A 19,243-nucleotide genomic window follows, 5' to 3' on the forward strand; every position below is an offset into this window, starting at 1 on the left:
AATATATCTGATGCTACAATAATATCAAAAGCTTGTAAATCCTTTGATATTCCTATTATATACATTTCATCTTATGAAGTATATGGAGATACACAAGAAATTCCATATATAGAAACAGATTTAAGTTCACCAATCAATAATCTTGGAGTATCACAAAAAAAGGTTGAAAATATTTTTAGTTCAAATAATATAAAATATTTTATACTTAGAAGTTCGTGGGTATTTGGAACTGATAGTTGTTATATAAAACAAATTATAGCTAATGCTAAGACTCCTATGATTTTTTGTAATAGTAAAATAGTAAATCCAACATCTATACATTATTTATTTAAAGTTATAAATGAAATTTCAAAAACTTCTAAGTATGGAACTTATAATTGTTCTGGTCTTGATTATTGCTCTAAGCTTGAATTTACAGAATATATCTTTAATATTATCGATGTGCCAAAAAAACTTGAAGTATTTCCAGAAATGGTTAAACAAAAATTAGCACCATCTGCTGAATTTTCTGGTTTAAATTGTAACCTTCTTGAAAGTACATTTAAAATCAAAAATCTTGATTGGAAAACATCTGTTGTACAATATTTAACGAGTGAATTTCTATAAATCAAAAAGACTTATTTGTGCATTTTTATTATCATCTAAATTAGATATTGTAAGCCCAAGAAGTCTAAGTGGCTTATTTATATCTATAGAATTAAAAATATCAATACTATTCATATAAATGTGTTTTTCATTTTTTAAACCTTTAATAAATGTTTTACTTTTAGTATGCGTTTCAAAATTATTTGTTTTAATTTTAATTGTTAGCGTTTTACCTGTTAAACTAAATTTATTTAAATAACTAGATATTTCAAAAGAAAAGTTACGTATTTTTTCATGAAGTATACCCTTATTATAGATATCTTCATGAAATGTAACTTCTTTACCATAAGATTTTCTCTCAGCAGTAGAAATTACTTCTCTATTGTCAATTCCTCTAATCCTTTTATAGATATCTTCCCCTGTTTTCCCAAAATGATTTTCAAAAAAATCAAGTGATAAATCATACATCTGTCCAACCTTTTGAATTCCAAGCCCATTTAAAAATTCAACTGATTTACTTCCAATACCATGAATTCTATTGATGTTTAAATCATTTAGTAATGCTTTATAATTTTCTTCTTTTATTTCCATAATTCCATTAGGTTTATTCCAGTCTGAAGCAAGTTTTGCCAAAAATTTATTATAAGATATTCCAACCGATAAAGTTAATCCTATTTTATCTTTAACTTCTTTTTTTAGGTTTAAAGCAATCTTTATTGGATTTCCTTCTAAATGAGTTATATCAATATAAGCTTCATCAATACTTACTTTTTCAATCTTATCAGAAATATTTCTGAAAATATTGAAAATTTCTTTTGATATTTCACTATATCTCTCATGTCTTACTGGTACAATTATAAGATTTTGACATAAAGTTTTAGCTGTATGTATTGGCATAGCTGATCTTACTCCAAATTCTCTTGCTTTATAAGAACAAGTAGTCACAACACCTCTTCCAGAGTTCCCTCCAACTGCAATAGGTTTATTTACTAAATTTTTATTATCTAAAATTTCTACTGAAGCAAAAAATGCATCCATATCAACATGTAATAAAGTACGTTTCATTTAGACACCTCCCAATAAAAATAGGAGTAGGTAAGCCTACTCCTTATCAAATATATTAATTATTCTTCCTCATCAACAAGCTCGTACATTTCTGTTGCTCTGTCTGTATACATGATTCCTTCTAAGTGGTCAAATTCATGTAATAGACATCTACCAAGAAGCCCATCAACTTTATATGACATGATTTCTCCATGTTCATTCATCGCCTGCATTTCTACCTTATTTGGTCTTTCAACAAGTCCTTCATGCATAACATAACTTAGACATCCTTCATAATCAACAGATGTTTTTTTTGATACTTTTACTATTTCAGGATTTATTAATATATACTCATTTTCTCCATCTAGGAAATTTATATAAAATACTCTTTTGTTAACTCCAAGTTGTGGTGCTGCAAGTCCAAGCCCCTCAACTGTAGCTAAAGTATCCTTTAAATCTTTTATTAATCCTTTTACTTCTGATATATCTTTAACTCTTTCACAAACCTTAGCAAGACGTTTATCACCTAATTGTATTATTTTTCTAACAGCCATCTAATCTGCTCCTTTCATTCCTACGTTTCAATTGCAATAATTATATTAAAACACATTTTAATAAATTTTTCATTATATAAATAAAAATAATTAGATATTAGAGCTGTTAGCTTATAAAATTTCTTTTAAAATTTGAATTCCTTTAGATATTTCTTCATATTTAATGTTTAAAGATGGTAATAATCTTAAAGTGTTTTTCCCAGCAGTTAAAATTAATAAATTTCGTTCTCTAGCTTTTAAAACATATGAGTTTAAATCACCTTTTACCTCAATACCAATCATAAGCCCCATACCTTTTATAGCTACTACATTATCACTTTTTATATTTTGTAATTCTTTAAAGAAGATATAACTTTTTTTATTTATTTCTTTCAAAAAATTTTCATTTAAAAATTCACTTAAAACAACATCTGCAACTGCAGTTACAAGTGGATTCCCACCAAATGTTGAACCATGATCTCCATATTTCAATGTATCTTTTGTTTTTTTACCACATAAAACAGCCCCTATAGGTACACCACCACCAAGTCCTTTAGCAAGTGTTACTATATCAGGAGTTTTATTGAATTTATGAGCATATAAAAAAGCTCCTGTTCTTCCAACTCCAGTTTGAACTTCATCAAATATAATCAATATATCTTTTTTAAGACAAATTTCAAAAAGATAGTCAACAAAGCCCTTATCTAATTGATTTACTCCACCTTCACCTTGAATTCCTTCAACTATAATTGCACAAATACTCTCATCAACAGTACTATTAAATGATTCTATATTTGGCTCACAATATTTAAATCCTTCTGGAAATGGATAAAAATATTTATGAAACTTATCTTGTCCTGTTGCGGTTAAAGTACTTATAGTTCTGCCATGAAATGAATTTTTAAGACTTAAGATACTCCCTCTTCCAAGTCCATATTTATCAAAACTATATTTTCTTGCTATTTTTATAGCTGCTTCATTACTTTCAGCACCTGAATTAGAGAAAAATACATTCTCCATTCCACTTAAAGCAACTAATTTTCCAGCAACATTTATAGCATTTTCATTCATATATATATTAGATAAATGTAGAAACTTTTCAGCTTGGTTTTTTATAGCATTAACTATTTTAGGATTACAATGCCCTAGTGAATTAACACCTATTCCAGATGTGAAATCTAAATATTTAACATCATTTTCATCATATAAATATGAACCATTCCCATATTTAAAATTAATATCAACAACTGGATATGATTTAATTATATTTCTTTCATATCTATTTAAAAGATTACTCATACATTACTTCTCCTCTCCAACTTCTATCATAGTACCTATGCCACTTTCAGAAAATAATTCTAAAAGTATAGTATGTGGAATTCTTCCATCTATTATATGTGCCTTAGAAACACCATCATTTAATGAATTTATACAACATTCTATCTTAGGAATCATTCCACCTTTTATAGTTCCATCATTAATTAATGATTTTAAATCATTTACACTAATTTTAGATATCACAGTATCATTATCTTCTATATCTAGTAATAATCCAGGAACATCTGTAAGTAACATGATTTTCTCTGCTTTTATAGCAGATGCAATTTTTGCAGCAGCAGTATCAGCATTAACATTATAAGTTTCACCATTTTCACCAATAGCAACTGTTGCTACTACACTTATATAATTATTATCTAAGGCATCAAATAATACTTTTGAATTAATCTTATCTATATCTCCAACAAAACCTAGGTCTATAGCTGATTTTTTTTTACTTCCCACAATCATATTCCCATCTACACCACAAAGCCCAATAGCATTTCCACCATTACTATTAATAAGTCCTACTAACTCTTTATTTACCTTTCCTACTAACACCATCTGAACAACTTCCATAGTTTCTTCATCTGTATATCTCAAACCATCTATAAACTCGGACTTCTTTCCAAACTTATTTAATACTTTATTTATATCAGGTCCACCACCATGCACTAAAACTACTTTTATCCCAACACAGCTCATAAGTATAATATCTTTTATAACAGCTTCTTTTAAAGTTTTATTTTTCATAGCATTTCCACCATACTTAACTACAATTACTTTACCATTAAGTTTCTGTATATATGGAAGTGCTTGTATTAAAGTATTAGCTTTATCTAAATTACTCATTTTCATAACTTCGCCCCCTTATTATTAAAATGAAAAGTAATTTTAAGTTCTATAATCTCCATTTATTCTTACATATTCATAGCTTAAATCACAACCAAATGCATAAGCCTCTGACTGCCCTTCTTCTAAACTTACAAAAATAGTTATTTCTGTTTCCTCTAAAATAGTTTTAGCTTTTTCCTCACTAAATTTTACTGGATTTCCATCTTTGAAAAGTTGTATAAATCCTTTAGAACTTTCAAATGATATCCTTACTTTATTTGGATCAAAAGTTACTCCACTATAACCAAGTGCACATAAAATCCTTCCCCAATTAGCATCATTACCAAATAAAGCTGTTTTAACTAAATCAGATTTTATAACACTTTTTGCAAGTTTTACTCCCTCAGCTTCAGTCTTGCTTCCAATAACCCTACATTCAACTAATTTAGTAGCACCCTCACCATCTCTTGCTATAAGTTTTGCAAGCTCTATCAAAACATAGGTTATAGCTTCTAAAAACTCATTATAAAACTCATTTTTTTCAATTATTTTGTTATTTTCAGCAAGACCATTAGCTAAGATAAGTATAGTATCATTTGTACTTTGATCACCATCAACACTAACTCTATTAAAACTCTTATTCACAGCTATTTTTAAAGCCTCACTTAGTAATTCTTGTTCAATATTTATATCAGTTGTTAAAAACCCAAGAGTTGTAGCCATATTAGGCTCTATCATACCAGACCCCTTAGCCATACCACCTATTGTTACAGTTTTATCTCCAATAAGGAATGATACTGCTATTTCCTTTTTTATTGTGTCAGTAGTCATTATAGCTTCCCTAGCATATCTATTTCCCTTTGCACTAAGTAAATTTGTAAGCTTATCTATATTATTTTCAATCACTTCTATATTAAGTGGAACTCCAATAACACCTGTAGATGCAACTAATATATTTTCTTTTTCTATCTTGCAAGATTTAGCTGTCACTTCTGCCATTTTATATGCCTTTTCAAGTCCATCAGCACCTGAAAAAGTATTAGCATTTCCACTATTAATTACAATAGCCTGTGCTATTCCATTCACTAAGTGTTCTTTGCAAACTGTTATAGGATTTCCTTTTATAATATTTTGAGTATAAACTCCAGCTGCATTTGCCTTAACGTTAGAATATATAAGTGCTAAATCTAATTTTTCTTTTCTTTTTTTTAGGCCACAGTGTATCCCAGCTGCTAAAAAACCTTTTGCGGCTGTAACACCCCCTCTTAAAATCTTCATTTAAATACCCCCATTTAAAAATTACTTGGAATTAAGTTCAGTCCTTCTGATTCATTAAACCCCATTCTTATATTCATATTTTGAATAGCTTGTCCTGCTGCTCCTTTAATCATATTATCTATTGTTGAAATTATAATTGCTCTATTACATCTTTCATCTTTATGAATAGATATATGACAATAATTTGAGCTTTTTATATTTTTAATTTCAGCAGTAGTATCTAAATCTACAACTACAACAAACTTTTCTTCTTTATAAAAATCTACATATAGTTTATGCAAATCAGAAACAGTAATATCTTTATCTAAATCAAAATAAATAGTAGATAAAATCCCTCTATTTATAGGAATGAGATGTGGTGTAAAGCTAATTTTATGTTTTACTTTGCTAATACTATTAATCACTTCTTCAATTTCAGGAATATGTCTATGAACTCCACCAACTCCATATGGCTTAAAGTTCTCATTGCAACTTATATAATGCGTTCCATCATTTGCACCTCTTCCAGCACCAGTAACACCAGATTTAGCATCTATTATTATAGAATCTTTTTTTACAATATCATTATATAATGCCGGTGCAAGTCCAAGTGATATACTTGTTGGGTAGCAGCCTGGATTTCCTATTATACTTTGTTTATTTATTTTTCTCCTATGCAGTTCTGGTATACAGTAAATAGCTTCTTTATGAATATCTTTATTTAAGTATTTCTTATTATAAAACTTTAAATAATCATCTTCATCTGATAATCTAAAATCTGCACCTAAATCAATTAAAATTTTATTTTTAGAAAGTATTTTACTAGCTATTATTTCACTAAGTCCATGAGGTACTGCTGTAAAGATAACATCAGATTTTTCTATAACACTATCCTCATCTTCTAATATTAAATCTGATATATTTATAAAATTTTTATAAATATTAGCAATTTCTTCATCTAAAAAACTCTTAGAACTAATCGCACTTATTTCTACATTATTATGATTTAAAAGTAATCTTATAAGCTCACTTCCAACAAAGCCAGTTGCCCCAATTATCCCAACTTTAATTTTCATAAACTAATCCTCCATAGATTTTAATAAGTTTATTTTTTCATTTATATAATCATTTAACTCATTAATTCTTATTAGCACTTGTTTTTTACTTGGTCCACCAATTACATCTCTATTTTCAACGCAGTTTTCTATATTTATTGCATCATATGAACTTTCATCAAATATATCTGAAAATTGCTTCATTTCAGCTAAAGTCAACTCTTCTAATTTCTTATTTTTACTTATAGCATAAAATACCATCTCACCAAGTATTCTATGTGAATCTCTAAATGGAATTCCTTTTTTCACAAGATAATCAGCAAGATCAGTCGCATTTAGGAATCCATCAGCACAAGCATTTTTCATTCTTTCAGTTTTTACTTTTATAGTTTTTATCATTTTTGAAAATATAGATATACATAATTTATATGTATCAATTGAATCAAAAATAAGTTCTTTATCTTCTTGCATATCTTTGTTATAAGCAAGTGGAAGTGATTTCATCATACTTAAAAGAGATATTAAATTACCATAAGTTCTACCACATTTACCTCTAACAAGTTCTGCAACATCTGGATTTTTCTTCTGTGGCATAATAGAAGATCCAGTTGAATAAGCATCATCAAGTTCAATAAATGAAAATTCACTACTACACCAAAGTATAATTTCCTCACTAAATCTTGATAAATGCATCATAGATATACTAAGAACACTTGCAAGTTCTAAAACAAAATCTCTATCAGAAACAGCATCAATACTATTAACACAAATTCTACTAAATCCTAATTCCTCTTGAACAAATTTTCTATCTATAGGATAAGTTGTTGTTGCAAGAGCACCACTTCCGAGTGGAAGTGAATCTGTTCTTTTATAACAATCTTCAAGTCTTTCAAAATCTCTTTTAAACATTTCAGAGTATGCAAGTATATGATGTGCAAAAGTAACTGGTTGCGCTCTTTGAAGATGAGTATATCCTGGCATAATAGTATCAATATTTTTATTTGCCTTTTCTAAAATAACATTTTGAAATTCTAATATATGCTCCTTAAGTTCTATAATTTGCTTTTTCAAAAACATTCTTGTATCAAGTGCTACTTGATCATTTCTACTTCTAGCAGTATGGAGTCTTTTTCCAACTTCACCAACTTCATTAATTAAAAGAGTTTCAATATTCATATGAATATCTTCTTGATTCTTAGATAATTCTACTTCACCAAGTTCTATCTTTTTATAAATTTTATTTAAACCGTCTATTATTATTTTAGAATCTTCTAGCGGTATAATATTACATATACCTAACATTTTTACATGTGCAAGACTCCCCTCAATATCCTCTTTATACATTCTTGAATCAATATGTATAGATGAGTTAAAATCATTTAATTCCTCACTAGCTTCCTTTTGAAATCTACCTGCCCAAAGTTTCATTTATAATCCCCCTCCATAATATTTGAAAATAAAGCTTGTCTAATTAAAGACAAGCTACTTACTATTTAAAATAATTCTCTCTCTTTTTAGCAACAACTTGTGATGGAAGACCAAATAAATTTATAAACCCTTCTGAATCTTTCTGATTATAAACTTCATCTTCATCAAAGGTTGCAATTTCTTCATCATATAAAGAATACTCTGAGTTAATACCAGCTGTTATAATATTACCTTTATATAACTTTAATATTACTTCACCAGTAACAAACTCTTGTGTTGTATCAACAAAAGCCATAAGAGCTTCTCTAAGCGGAGTATACCATTTACCAAAGTAAACCATCTCTCCAACTTTACTACCGATAGAGTCCTTATAATGCATAGTATCTCTATCAAGTGTTATGCTTTCAAGCTCTCTATGTGCATAATAAAGTATAGTTCCACCAGGTGTTTCATAAACTCCTCTTGACTTCATACCAACAAGTCTATTTTCAACCATATCAACAATACCAATTCCATTAGCACCACCAATTTTATTAAGTTCTTTAACAAGTTCTACACCATCATATTCAATCTCATTAATCTTAGTTGGTATTCCTTTTTCAAAATAAATTTTAATTTCTGTTTCTTTATCTGGTGCATTTTTAGGACTTACCCCAAGTTCTAAAATCTCATCATATTTTGGATAATTCATAGGATTCTCTAAATCAAGTCCCTCATGGCTTAAATGCCATAAATTTTTATCCTTACTATAACTTGTTTCCTTAGTCATAGGAATATCTATATTTTTAGAAATCGCATAATCAATTTCTTCATCTCTTGATTTAATATCCCAAATTCTCCAAGGTGCTATAATTTTCATATCAGGTGCAAAAGATTTAATCGCCATTTCAAATCTAACTTGATCATTTCCCTTTCCTGTACACCCATGAACAATAGCATCAGCATTTTCTCTTTTTGCTATCTCAACAAGTCTTTTACCTATTAAAGGTCTTGCAAATGCTGTTCCAAGTAAATATTTATTCTCATAAACTGCATTTGCTTTAAGACAAGGGAAAATTAATTCCTCAACTAATTCTTTTTTCAAATCTTCAATATATAGTTTGCTAGCCCCTGTTTTTAATGCCTTTTCATTTAGTGGTTCAAGCTCTTTTCCTTGCCCTACATCTCCGGCAACAGCTATTACTTCACAACCATAAGTTTCTTTAAGCCATGGAATTATTATAGATGTATCAAGTCCCCCTGAATATGCTAAAATCACTTTATTTATCTTACTCATACCTCAACCTCTTTTCCATAATTTGTAATTTATATTAATTATATTACTATCAATATATTTTTGCAAGTATATATTTCATATTTATGCACAAAAAATGAATATTATACACTCATTAAGCTTTAAAGGCTTAAAAAAGAGATGAACTTGTATATTTACAAGTTCATCTCTTTTTTTACTCACCTTGATTTAAACAAACTGAGAAGATATGGCATTTATTTTTATTTTTACTAGCTTCAGAAAGCAATTCATACTTTTTAACTAAATTTCTCATTTCAAGATCAAATTCTTGACATAAAGAATCATCAATATTCATATCTCTAAATATCACAGAAATAGCATTATTATCTTGGTTAGCATCTACTTTGTTCATTAAAGTTTCTATAGATTTTTCTCTTGATTTATCATAATAATCATTTACTATGTTAAGTATTTGAGATTTATAAACCTTTTTAGTTTGTCTATTTATATCATCAGCTTCTATAACAAAATTATCTGCTGTCAAATAATAATACTTAGCTATTATCCCTTTTATCTCTTTAGTTCTAACTAGCTCTAATATTTCTGCTCTTTCAAGTTTCTTTATATGGTAATGTACCTTTGCTGGAACTTCACCTAAGTAATCTGCAATCTCTTTAACTGTTGCTTCTTCTTTTGTATTCTTAAGAAAGCTTATAATTTTAAGTCTATACGGGTCAGAATATGCTTTAATTTGGTCGATTCCAACTAACTTCATAACATTTTTCATAATAGCGCCCCCTATAATTTACTATTTCATTATCTTTTCCTAAATTATACCATAATTGTAGTATTATTAACACAAAATTGCTGATAATATTATTATTAATTTTTTGATTATTTAATTAAATTTCTAATTAAAACTAATAGTATCAATAAAAATAAAAAAAGATGCCAAACGGCATCTTTTAAGTTCTCTCTTGTATCATAGACTTAACTTTCATAAGTCTAGTTAATGCTGATCTTTCATTTTCATCAAGCTTCATTCTTATAAATCTTATAGTTTCCTGAAGTTGCGGAATTGTCATATATTCTAAAGCATTAACTCTTCTTCTAGTTTTTTCTATTTCATCACCCATAAGTTGGCAAGTTTTCTCTACTTCTGCTAGTTCTAAAAGCTTTGGTAAAATACTATATAGCTTACCAATTGCATCATCAAGTTCTGCTGATGTATTAGCAAATCCATATGGATATATACTTCCTTCATCACCTTCAAGTTCTCGTTTGAAGTTCATAACAGGAACATTAACACTCATAATATTTTTATTACTAACTTCCACCTGAATATGATCTTTAGGATATGATATAGCTTCTTCTAAAAATTCTGAACTCATTCCAGCTCTAGCCATAACAAAATCCTTTAAAGATCCACCAAGTTCTGCTTCAACATCTTTTCTCAACTGGTTGTTAAATTTAACAAGATTTATAAATTGTCTTACTAATTCATCTTGTTTATCTTTTAATAACTTGTGCCCTCTAGTAGCTGTAGCTAGTCTTTTCTTAAGCTTTGAAAGCTCCATTCTAGTAGGGTTGACATTTAATCTTTGTGCCATACGCTACTCATCCTCTCCTACAGGCATATACTTTTCAAGATATTCATCTCTGATTCTCTTAAGCTCTGTCTTAGGTAATATTTTAAGAAGTTTCCAACCAAGTGCTAATGTATCATCAATTGATCTATTAGCATTAAATCCTTGAGCTATATACTCCTTTTCAAAAGCTTCAGCAAATTTAGCATAAGCTTTATCTGCATCTGATAGTGCACTTTCACCAAGTATAGCAGCAAGTTCTTTAGCTTGTTTACCTTGCGCATATGATGAGAATAATTGGTTCATTGTATCAGCATGATCTTCTCTAGTTTTTCCTTTACCAATACCTTTATCTTTAAGTCTTGAAAGTGATGGTAAAACATCAATAGGAGGCATTATACCTTTAGTATATAATTCTCTTGAAAGAATTATTTGTCCCTCTGTTATATATCCTGTTAAATCAGGAATTGGATGTGTTTTATCATCTTCCGGCATTGTAAGTATTGGAATCTGAGTTATAGAACCTTCTTTACCAACAAGTCTACCAGCTCTTTCATATAAAGTAGAAAGGTCAGTATATAGGTAACCTGGATATCCTCTTCTTCCTGGAACTTCTTTTCTAGCTGCTGAAACTTCTCTTAAAGCTTCACAGTAGTTTGTGATATCAGTCATTATTACAAGTACATGCATTCCTTTTTCATAAGCTAGGAACTCTGCTGCTGTAAGTGCCATTCTTGGAGTAGCTATTCTTTCAATCGCAGGATCTGATGCAAGGTTCATAAATAACACTGAGTTATCTATAGCTCCTGTGCTTTCAAATTCTTCAACAAAGAATTCTGCTTCTTCGAATGTTATACCAATAGCTGCAAATACAACTGCAAATTTAGTATCTGAATTTAGAACTTGTGCTTGTCTAGCTATTTGAGCCGCAAGCTGTGAGTGAGGAAGTCCAGCACCTGAGAATATAGGTAACTTTTGTCCTCTAACTAAAGTGTTTAATCCATCTATTGCAGAAATTCCTGTTTGAATAAATTCTGAAGGATAATTTCTCGCAACTGGATTTATAGCTTCACCATTAATATCAAGTCTTGCTTCTGGAATTATCTTTGGACCGTTATCTTTAGGTTTTCCCATTCCATCAAAAATTCTTCCAAGCATATCTTCTGATACTGAAAGTTCAAGTGGCTTTCCAAGGAATCTAGCTTTAGTTCCTTTTATATTAATTCCAGATGATCCCTCGAAGATTTGGACCATTGCCTTATCTCCATTAACCTCTAAAACTTTACCTCTTCTTAGTTCACCAGTTTGAAGTTCAATTTCAACTAGTTCATCATACTTAACACCCTCAACACCTTCAACAGCCATTAAAGGTCCTACAACTTCTGTTACTGTTCTATACTCTTTAAGCATTAAGAACCCCTCCCTCACTGATTAATTCATCTATTGCTGATTTTAGCATAACTAAAGTTTCATCTATTTTATCAAGCTCTGCTTCTGTAATATATTTACTTCTTGCAATTCTATCTCTAATTTCAAGATTTAAAATTTTATCAAGATAAACTCCAACTTCTAAAGCTCTTTCAGCTTCCCCTTGGAATGCTGTTATAACCTTTAACATTTTATATTGCTTAGTAAGAGAAGTATAAGTATCAACTTCATGGAATGCATTCTGTTGAAGATAATCTTCTCTGATAGACTTAGCAACTTCAAGTTTTAATCTATCTCCTTCTGATAAAGCATCTATACCAACAAGTCTAACAATTTCCTGAAGGTTAGCTTCTTCTTGTAATAGTGCCATAGCATCTGTTCTTATTTGTGACCAATCTTCAGCTATATTTTCATCCATCCATTTACCCATTTTATCAAGGTATAGTGAATATGATGTTAACCAGTTGATTGATGGGAAATGTCTTTTATAAGCAAGTTGTGCATCAAGTCCCCAGAAAACTTTAACTATTCTTAAAGTTGATTGAGTAACTGGCTCAGAAATATCTCCACCTGGAGGTGATACAGCACCGATTGCTGTAATAGCTCCTTGTCTTTGATCTTTTCCAAGTGCTACAATTTTTCCAGCTCTTTCATAATAATCAGCAAGTCTTGAACCAAGATATGCTGGATATCCTTCATCCCCTGGCATTTCTTCAAGTCTACCTGACATCTCTCTAAGCGCCTCAGCCCATCTTGAAGTTGAATCAGCCATTATAGCTACTGAATATCCCATATCTCTAAAATATTCTGCTATAGTAATACCTGTATATATAGAAGCTTCTCTAGCTGCAACTGGCATATTTGAAGTATTAGCTATAAGAACTGTTCTCTTCATAAGACTTTGTCCTGTTTTAGGATCTTTAAGTTCTGGGAACTCATTTAGAACGTCTGTCATCTCATTTCCACGCTCTCCACATCCAACATAAACAACTATTTCAGCATCACCCCATTTAGCAATTTGATGTTGAACAACTGTTTTTCCAGCTCCGAAAGGTCCTGGTACTGCTGCAGCTCCACCTTTTGCAACTGGGAAGAATGTATCTACAACTCTTTGTCCTGTTGTCATAGGTTCTACTGGATTTAGCTTTTTAGCATATGGTCTACCTTTTCTTACTGGCCATTTATGCATAAGCATAACTTCTTTATCACCTTTAGAAGTTTCAACTATTGCTATAACTTCTTCAATTGTGAATGTTCCAGATTTAATTTCTTTAATTGTACCTTCTATTCCATAAGGAATCATTATTCTTTGTTCAACTACTGGAGTTTCTTGCACAGTACCGATAATATCACCTGTAGCAACTTCATCTCCAACTTTAGCTGTAGCAACAAAATCCCATTTTTTCTCTCTGTTTAATGATTTAACCTGAACACCTCTTGTTAGATAGTTTGATCCTGCCGCTTCAAGAAAAGCTTTAAGTGGTCTTTGTATTCCATCAAACATTGATTCTATAAGTCCAGGTCCAAGTTCTACTGATAATGGTTCACCAGTTGTTACAACTGGATCTCCTGGGCCAATTCCTGAAGTTTCTTCATAAACTTGTATAGAAGCTTTATCATTTCTCATTTCTATGATTTCACCTACAAGTCCTTTTTCTCCAACTTTTACTACATCATATATATTAGCGTCTTCCATTCCCTCAGCAACAACTAGAGGTCCTGCAACTTTTACGATTCTTCCAATTTTCAAGTTATCCAACCTACCTTCCTATAAAATATTAATACCAATTGCTTTTTCTACATTATTTGAAATTCTCTTTGTTCCTATGTTTAAAGTTCCTTGGTTACTTGGAATTAATATAACAGCAGGAAGCAATTTTTTAGTATATCTTTCAATAGTTTCTTCAATATCTTTAGCAACATGTTCTGTTACAAATATTACTGCGTAATCTGTCATTGCAAGTCTATCAATTGTTTTTCTAGCTTCTTCAATTTCTGTTACAGGAAAGATATCTACGCCTAAAGCTTTGAATGCTAAGACCGAATCTTTATCTCCAACAACTCCAACTTTTTTATACATAAGCATCACGCAGCCTTTCTCTGATTACTTCTTCAGAAATTTTATTAAGCTTTCCAACCATTATAGTTCTTATCTGCTTAATTTCATTTTCTTTAGCATAAATATAAGCTATTACTGGCATTGGTCCAGATGTTATATATTTAGCATCTTTCATAATTACCATTATATAATTATCTATTAATTTCTCTATTACACTTACAGACCCTGTTGAAGAATATTCTTGAATCCCTTCTTTTAAAATAGATTCATAATTTGTATAAGCTAGTTTTGTAACTATATTTTCAGTTGAATCATTTAACAGTAAGATAAACCTTTCAAAATCTATCATTCCACCTTCAACTAAAGTATCACTTAAAAACTCTCTATTCTTTTTCTGCTTCTTAACTCTTAAAAGTGTTTTTATATTTGTTAAATCAGCTAATGCACTAGCATACTTTTGTATTACATTATGATTTATTAATTTAACAAGTTTATTAATAGTTTTAAACTGATATTTATCAAGTATTATATCAATCCTTTGAGGATCTTTATTTATTTCAAAATCTTGTAGTGTTTTCTCTAAACACTCTCTCATTAAAATATCTAAATCTCTATAATAGTCATTTTCAACAGCATATTTTAATTTTGATATACCAGTAATACCTACTGGTATTAGCATATTGGAAAAATCTTTATTAAGAATTTTCCCTTTAACTAATACCTTAAGGTTATGATAATCATATTTAACAGCCATTATATCTATAATTTCTTTTACAGGACAGATTTTATATAAGTTTGTGTAAACTGATATAAGTTCTTTTGATAATACTTCTTCATATATACCAGGATTTTTAGTATCTGTTATATGTGAACTATATTCTGTTTCCTGTAAAATTTTCAATGAATCAATAGCCGATTTACTATCTATCATTCTATCTATCTTAGATTTATCAAGGAGTCTAGTTTCTAAAACTCTAAGTCTTGGTAAGACCTGAGTAAACTTCATATCACTCATATATTTCTCTCCTTAATTAAACATTGTATTAGCAACTTCAAATTCCATTTCATCTCTTAGTGAATTTACTAAAGATTCAAAAGTATAATTTATCTCTATACCGTTATTCTCAAGTATAAATCCACCTTCAAAATTTCCATCTATATCTGAAAGTTTAACTTCTACTGTTTTACCTAAATCTTTTAATTTTAAGTTAAGCTCTGCTATGAATGTTTCATCAAGTATTTTTTTTGAATTATTATTTACTATAATATTTTCAATACCTGATATATTTAAATTTAATACTTTATTAGTTATAAATTCTTTAAACTCTTCATTTGTCATAGCATTAAGTTTTGCTTCTGATTTATCAAAAATACTACTTATAATATTTTGTTTAACAGCTAATTTTTCATTTCTTACTTTTAGTGTTGCACTTGATAAAACTCTAGCTTTTTTAGTAATAGCTTCTTTTTTTGATTTTTCTATTAAATCAGCAGCATCTTTTTTAGCTGCTGATTCCCTTTTACTAATTATTAACTCTGCATTTATATTAGCTTCAGCTAATATAGCATCTCTTTGCACTTCCGAATCTTTTTTGATTTTAGAAGTTATGTGTTGTAAATTTGACATACGATTCACTTCTCCAATCCAAACTTAGTTTTTAATAAAATTATTTTATTAAGTTTGAAACTCCACTTACTAATAAGAATGAGATAACAAATCCTAATAAAGCATAAGTTTCAACCATTGCTGCGAAGATGATACCTTTTGTTGTATGCTCTGGTTTTTTAGCTAATATTTGAATACCTGCTGCTGCTGCTTTTCCTTGAGCTATTCCTGACCAAAGTCCTGCAATACCAACTGGTAAACATGCAAATAATAAGTACATACCTTGTGATAAATTAACACCACCATTCATTGCGTTATATACTAAGAAACCTATAACGAACCCGTATAATCCTTGTGTACCTGGTAATAGTTCAAGAACTAATGCTTTACCAAATTTTTCTGGTTCTTCTGTAACTAGTCCAGCTGCAGCCTCTGCAACTATTCCAACACCTTTAGCTGATCCTATTCCTGAAAGTCCTACTGCTAACGCAATTCCTAAAGCTCCAAATATAACCCCACCATGTTCTGCAAAAAACGAAATCCAATTTGTCATAATTTAAATCCTCCTAAATTTTCTTTTCAATTATTTTTTTCTTTTCAAATTTATAAAATTATCAACTGTTTTAAATGGTGTAAATGGTCTTCCTCCACCCTCATAGAATTTTGAGAAGAACTCAACATACTGTAATCTTGCAGTATGAACATATGCACCAAGCAGTGAAAGTCCCATGTTAAATATATGTGCTACTATAAATATAATAGGTGCTATTACAATAAATGCGATTCCTCTTGGAATCATACCTATTATGAGGTTAAGTGCTGCTGCAATTGATCCACCAGCTACACATAATGCCATAAGTCTTGTGTATGAAACAAGATCCCCGATATAGTTTGTTATTCCATAAAGAGCATATAACCCTTGTCCTATTTTTGCACCTTTTGTTTTTTCCATTCTTCCTTGTGTAAGAACTATTATAACTGAACCTGCTATAGCAAGTGCAATTCCTAAAGTTTTTAAGAATCCATCTGTAAATAACATTACTAGACCAGTTAAAAGCATAAGCCATGATCCTACGTCAAAGAATGCAAATAAATATTGTTTATTTCTCATAAGCATATATGCTTTTGTAAATAAACCAAATAAGATTTGAACAACTCCAAGTCCTACTGATAGTAAAAGAAGTGTGTTGGTATCTTGTCCTGGGTTTATAAGACCAATTCCAAAATACTTTTCAAGATCAAATCCAAATGCAGTACCGAATATTAGTCCTGCTACAGTAGTTGCTACACTAAGCCACATAAAGAATTTTACAAAACCTCTTTTAGCTTTATCCAAGTTTAAGAACTTAAGTGCTAAAAGACTTCCAACAAGTAAGAATAATCCATATCCAAAATCTGCAACCATTACTGCAAAGAATACCATGTAGAATGGTGTTAAAAATGGTGTTGGGTCAATTTCATCATACATTGGTAAACTATACATTTCTGTTATAGAATCAAATGCTGCTGCTGGTCCTTTATTTTCAAGTTTTATTGGAACTGAAGGAATTTCACTCTCTTTAACATCCTCAAAACTTAAATAATAAGATTCACCTAAAACTTTTTGAGCTACAATCTCTATATTAGAATTTTCACTAATAGGAGCCCACCCTTTGATAACTGAAACATTATCCGTACTTAAAAAGTTTTTATTAACTTGTTTTCTTAAAAGTTTATTTTGATAATATTCAAACGTAAACTCTAAAACACTTTTTTCATCAACTAATGTTGAAACTTCTTTTTTTATAGATAATTTTTTTTCGTTTAGCTCTTTAACATTTTGGCTAAGCTCTAAAAGAATATCTTTTGGTACTCCATCATGTTTTATCTGATATGCTGAGAATCCAACTGCTTTTAAAGTTTCGTCTAATTTTTCAGAATCTTCTTTAGTTGCTACAAGAAACATATATGCATCTTGATTTGTCTCAGATATATTCTCAATATAAACATTTTGATGATTTTCTTTTATATTTTTTTCTAGCACTTCCCTACTTTGCTTAGAAACACTTCCAAGAAATGTACTTGTAAGTTTTAAAGTTTTAATATCATCTAGTCTTGCATCAAATTTTTCTAAAGGTTTTAAAACTTCAATTTCACTTTCTAATCTAGTTTTTTCATTTTCTAGCTTTGCAAGTGTAACTTCCATTTCCTTTACCTTTAAGTAAACTGATTCCCAATCACTAGCTAAAACTCTTCTTTCTAAATCTTCTAAAGTTAAACTTTCTTTACCAGCTCTTAATGCTTTAAGACCCGATACCTCAGTAACATATCCCTTTAAGAATGATAATGCCGATTTAGCTTTAGAAACATTTTCTTCAATTAAAACTGTTTCTTCATCTATATCAGTTTTGCTTAGACTAGCTAAAACTTCATTTTCCTCAAGTAAGCTTTCGCTTTGAAGATTTATAAATTCTACTTCAGAGTTACCCTGTAATTTTTCTAAAAGCTTCTCTTTTTCAGATTCAAAAGCAAGTAAGGTGAATTTATTCATTTTAACTATTGCCATGAATATTCACAATCCTCTCAATTACTAATTTAACTGCTTCATCAACTCTCGCCTGTGATGGACTAGCTATAGATTCGCATTCTACTTTCCCTTTTTCAAATAATTTTTCTGCTTCAACATTACCTGCGGTAACTTGTACATCTATTATATTATTTGATTCTTTTTTTGCTACTAACAAAATTTCTTTATAAATAATTTCACCCTTATTCGTAGCTTTTGAAATCATATCTTTACTATCTTTATTAGCTTGTACAACTATTTCTTTTGCTTGTTGCTCTGCTTTTTTTATTTCATTAATTATTTCCGCCGCCAAAACTTCACCACCTTCATCAAATAATTATGATACTTTTCAACACCTATAAGGTATTGATTAACGCTTAAATGTAGTATTTATTAACACTTAATCTAATTATTATTATACACAAAATGAATTTAAATTCAATAACTTATTTTCCCTAATCGTTGCATTTTAGCCATTGTTAACAGATTGTTTGCTTTTTGGCTACTTAATATTAATAAAGTTTGGCATGAGGGTCAAAAAATATATGAATTTTAAAAACTCCTAAGATTTATTACGAAACTATTTTTTTTTGCTAAGTTTTAAATAAATTACGTTATCCCAAATTAATTTTTCTTCAAGAATAAATAAATCTTTAATTAATTTTTCAATTCTTGATAAATTGAACTCATAAAATGGATTTAAATTCATAATTGAAAACTCTTTGGTAGTTT

General features: G+C 29.5%; 19 protein-coding genes. 1 reads left to right on the forward strand and 18 read right to left on the reverse strand.

Going from position 1 to position 19,243, the window contains the following annotated elements; genetic code table 11:
• The coding region (locus Q0V15_RS06280) for a sugar nucleotide-binding protein (protein WP_297437107.1) at positions 1-606 on the forward strand (606 nt) is incomplete at its 5' end.
• Here the strand turns inward: Q0V15_RS06280 and Q0V15_RS06285 are convergent.
• From Q0V15_RS06285 to Q0V15_RS06370, 18 genes are all read right to left on the reverse strand, one after another.
• Complete coding sequence (locus Q0V15_RS06285) at positions 601-1,650, reverse strand: DNA polymerase IV (protein ID WP_297437109.1); 1,050 nt, start codon at positions 1,648-1,650, stop codon at positions 601-603. The genes Q0V15_RS06280 and Q0V15_RS06285 overlap by 6 nt on opposite strands.
• 59 nt (positions 1,651-1,709) lie before the next feature.
• Positions 1,710-2,183, reverse strand: a complete 474-nt coding sequence (def, locus tag Q0V15_RS06290) for a peptide deformylase (protein WP_297437110.1) — start codon at positions 2,181-2,183, stop codon at positions 1,710-1,712.
• A gap of 111 nt (positions 2,184-2,294) precedes the next feature.
• Positions 2,295-3,461 carry an acetylornithine/succinylornithine family transaminase gene (locus tag Q0V15_RS06295; RefSeq protein ID WP_297437112.1) on the reverse strand — a complete coding sequence of 389 codons (1,167 nt, stop codon included), beginning with the start codon at positions 3,459-3,461 and terminating at the stop codon, positions 2,295-2,297.
• Positions 3,462-3,464: 3 nt separating this feature from the next.
• Positions 3,465-4,331, reverse strand: a complete 867-nt coding sequence (gene argB, locus Q0V15_RS06300; RefSeq protein WP_297437138.1) for an acetylglutamate kinase — start codon at positions 4,329-4,331, stop codon at positions 3,465-3,467.
• 42 nt (positions 4,332-4,373) lie between these two features.
• Positions 4,374-5,591, reverse strand: coding sequence for a bifunctional glutamate N-acetyltransferase/amino-acid acetyltransferase ArgJ (argJ, locus tag Q0V15_RS06305; protein ID WP_297437113.1), 1,218 nt, complete (start codon positions 5,589-5,591; stop codon positions 4,374-4,376).
• A 14-nt stretch (positions 5,592-5,605) separates the two neighbouring features.
• Positions 5,606-6,646, reverse strand: a complete 1,041-nt coding sequence (gene argC / locus Q0V15_RS06310; protein ID WP_297437115.1) for an N-acetyl-gamma-glutamyl-phosphate reductase — start codon at positions 6,644-6,646, stop codon at positions 5,606-5,608.
• Positions 6,647-6,649: 3 nt separating this feature from the next.
• Positions 6,650-8,053 (reverse strand): argininosuccinate lyase, encoded by a 1,404-nt coding sequence (gene argH, locus Q0V15_RS06315; protein WP_297437117.1) that lies wholly within the window; start codon positions 8,051-8,053, stop codon positions 6,650-6,652.
• A gap of 61 nt (positions 8,054-8,114) precedes the next feature.
• A complete protein-coding gene (locus tag Q0V15_RS06320) occupies positions 8,115-9,329 on the reverse strand; it encodes an argininosuccinate synthase (protein ID WP_297437119.1) in 1,215 nt (404 codons plus the stop codon).
• Positions 9,330-9,501: 172 nt separating this feature from the next.
• A complete protein-coding gene (locus Q0V15_RS06325; RefSeq protein ID WP_297437121.1) occupies positions 9,502-10,074 on the reverse strand; it encodes a helix-turn-helix domain-containing protein in 573 nt (190 codons plus the stop codon).
• Positions 10,075-10,252: 178 nt separating this feature from the next.
• Complete coding sequence (locus Q0V15_RS06330; RefSeq protein WP_297437124.1) at positions 10,253-10,897, reverse strand: V-type ATP synthase subunit D; 645 nt, start codon at positions 10,895-10,897, stop codon at positions 10,253-10,255.
• Positions 10,898-10,900: 3 nt separating this feature from the next.
• A complete protein-coding gene (locus Q0V15_RS06335) occupies positions 10,901-12,283 on the reverse strand; it encodes a V-type ATP synthase subunit B (RefSeq protein WP_297437126.1) in 1,383 nt (460 codons plus the stop codon).
• The gene (locus Q0V15_RS06340) at positions 12,276-14,051 is read right to left on the reverse strand and encodes a V-type ATP synthase subunit A (protein ID WP_297437139.1); all 1,776 of its coding nucleotides are present in this window, start codon (positions 14,049-14,051) and stop codon (positions 12,276-12,278) included. Before Q0V15_RS06340 ends, Q0V15_RS06335 begins: the two co-directional genes overlap by 8 nt.
• 18 nt (positions 14,052-14,069) lie before the next feature.
• Positions 14,070-14,387: a V-type ATP synthase subunit F gene (locus Q0V15_RS06345; protein WP_297437128.1), complete on the reverse strand. Its 318-nt coding sequence runs from the start codon at positions 14,385-14,387 to the stop codon at positions 14,070-14,072.
• Complete coding sequence (locus Q0V15_RS06350) at positions 14,374-15,375, reverse strand: V-type ATP synthase subunit C (protein WP_297437129.1); 1,002 nt, start codon at positions 15,373-15,375, stop codon at positions 14,374-14,376. The genes Q0V15_RS06345 and Q0V15_RS06350 overlap by 14 nt, the downstream gene beginning before the upstream one ends.
• 12 nt (positions 15,376-15,387) lie before the next feature.
• On the reverse strand, positions 15,388-15,987 hold the full coding sequence (locus Q0V15_RS06355; RefSeq protein WP_297437131.1) for a V-type ATP synthase subunit E: 600 nt from the start codon (positions 15,985-15,987) through the stop codon (positions 15,388-15,390).
• 40 nt (positions 15,988-16,027) lie between these two features.
• Positions 16,028-16,519, reverse strand: coding sequence for a V-type ATP synthase subunit K (locus tag Q0V15_RS06360; protein WP_297437133.1), 492 nt, complete (start codon positions 16,517-16,519; stop codon positions 16,028-16,030).
• Between the two features lie 30 nt (positions 16,520-16,549).
• On the reverse strand, positions 16,550-18,511 hold the full coding sequence (locus Q0V15_RS06365; RefSeq protein WP_297437135.1) for a V-type ATP synthase subunit I: 1,962 nt from the start codon (positions 18,509-18,511) through the stop codon (positions 16,550-16,552).
• A complete protein-coding gene (locus tag Q0V15_RS06370; protein WP_297437137.1) occupies positions 18,498-18,824 on the reverse strand; it encodes an ATPase in 327 nt (108 codons plus the stop codon). The genes Q0V15_RS06365 and Q0V15_RS06370 overlap by 14 nt, the downstream gene beginning before the upstream one ends.
• Between the last annotated feature and the right edge of the window lie 419 nt (positions 18,825-19,243).

The sequence above is a fragment of the uncultured Clostridium sp. genome (assembly GCF_947036855.1).
GTDB lineage: Bacteria > Bacillota > Clostridia > Clostridiales > Clostridiaceae > Sarcina.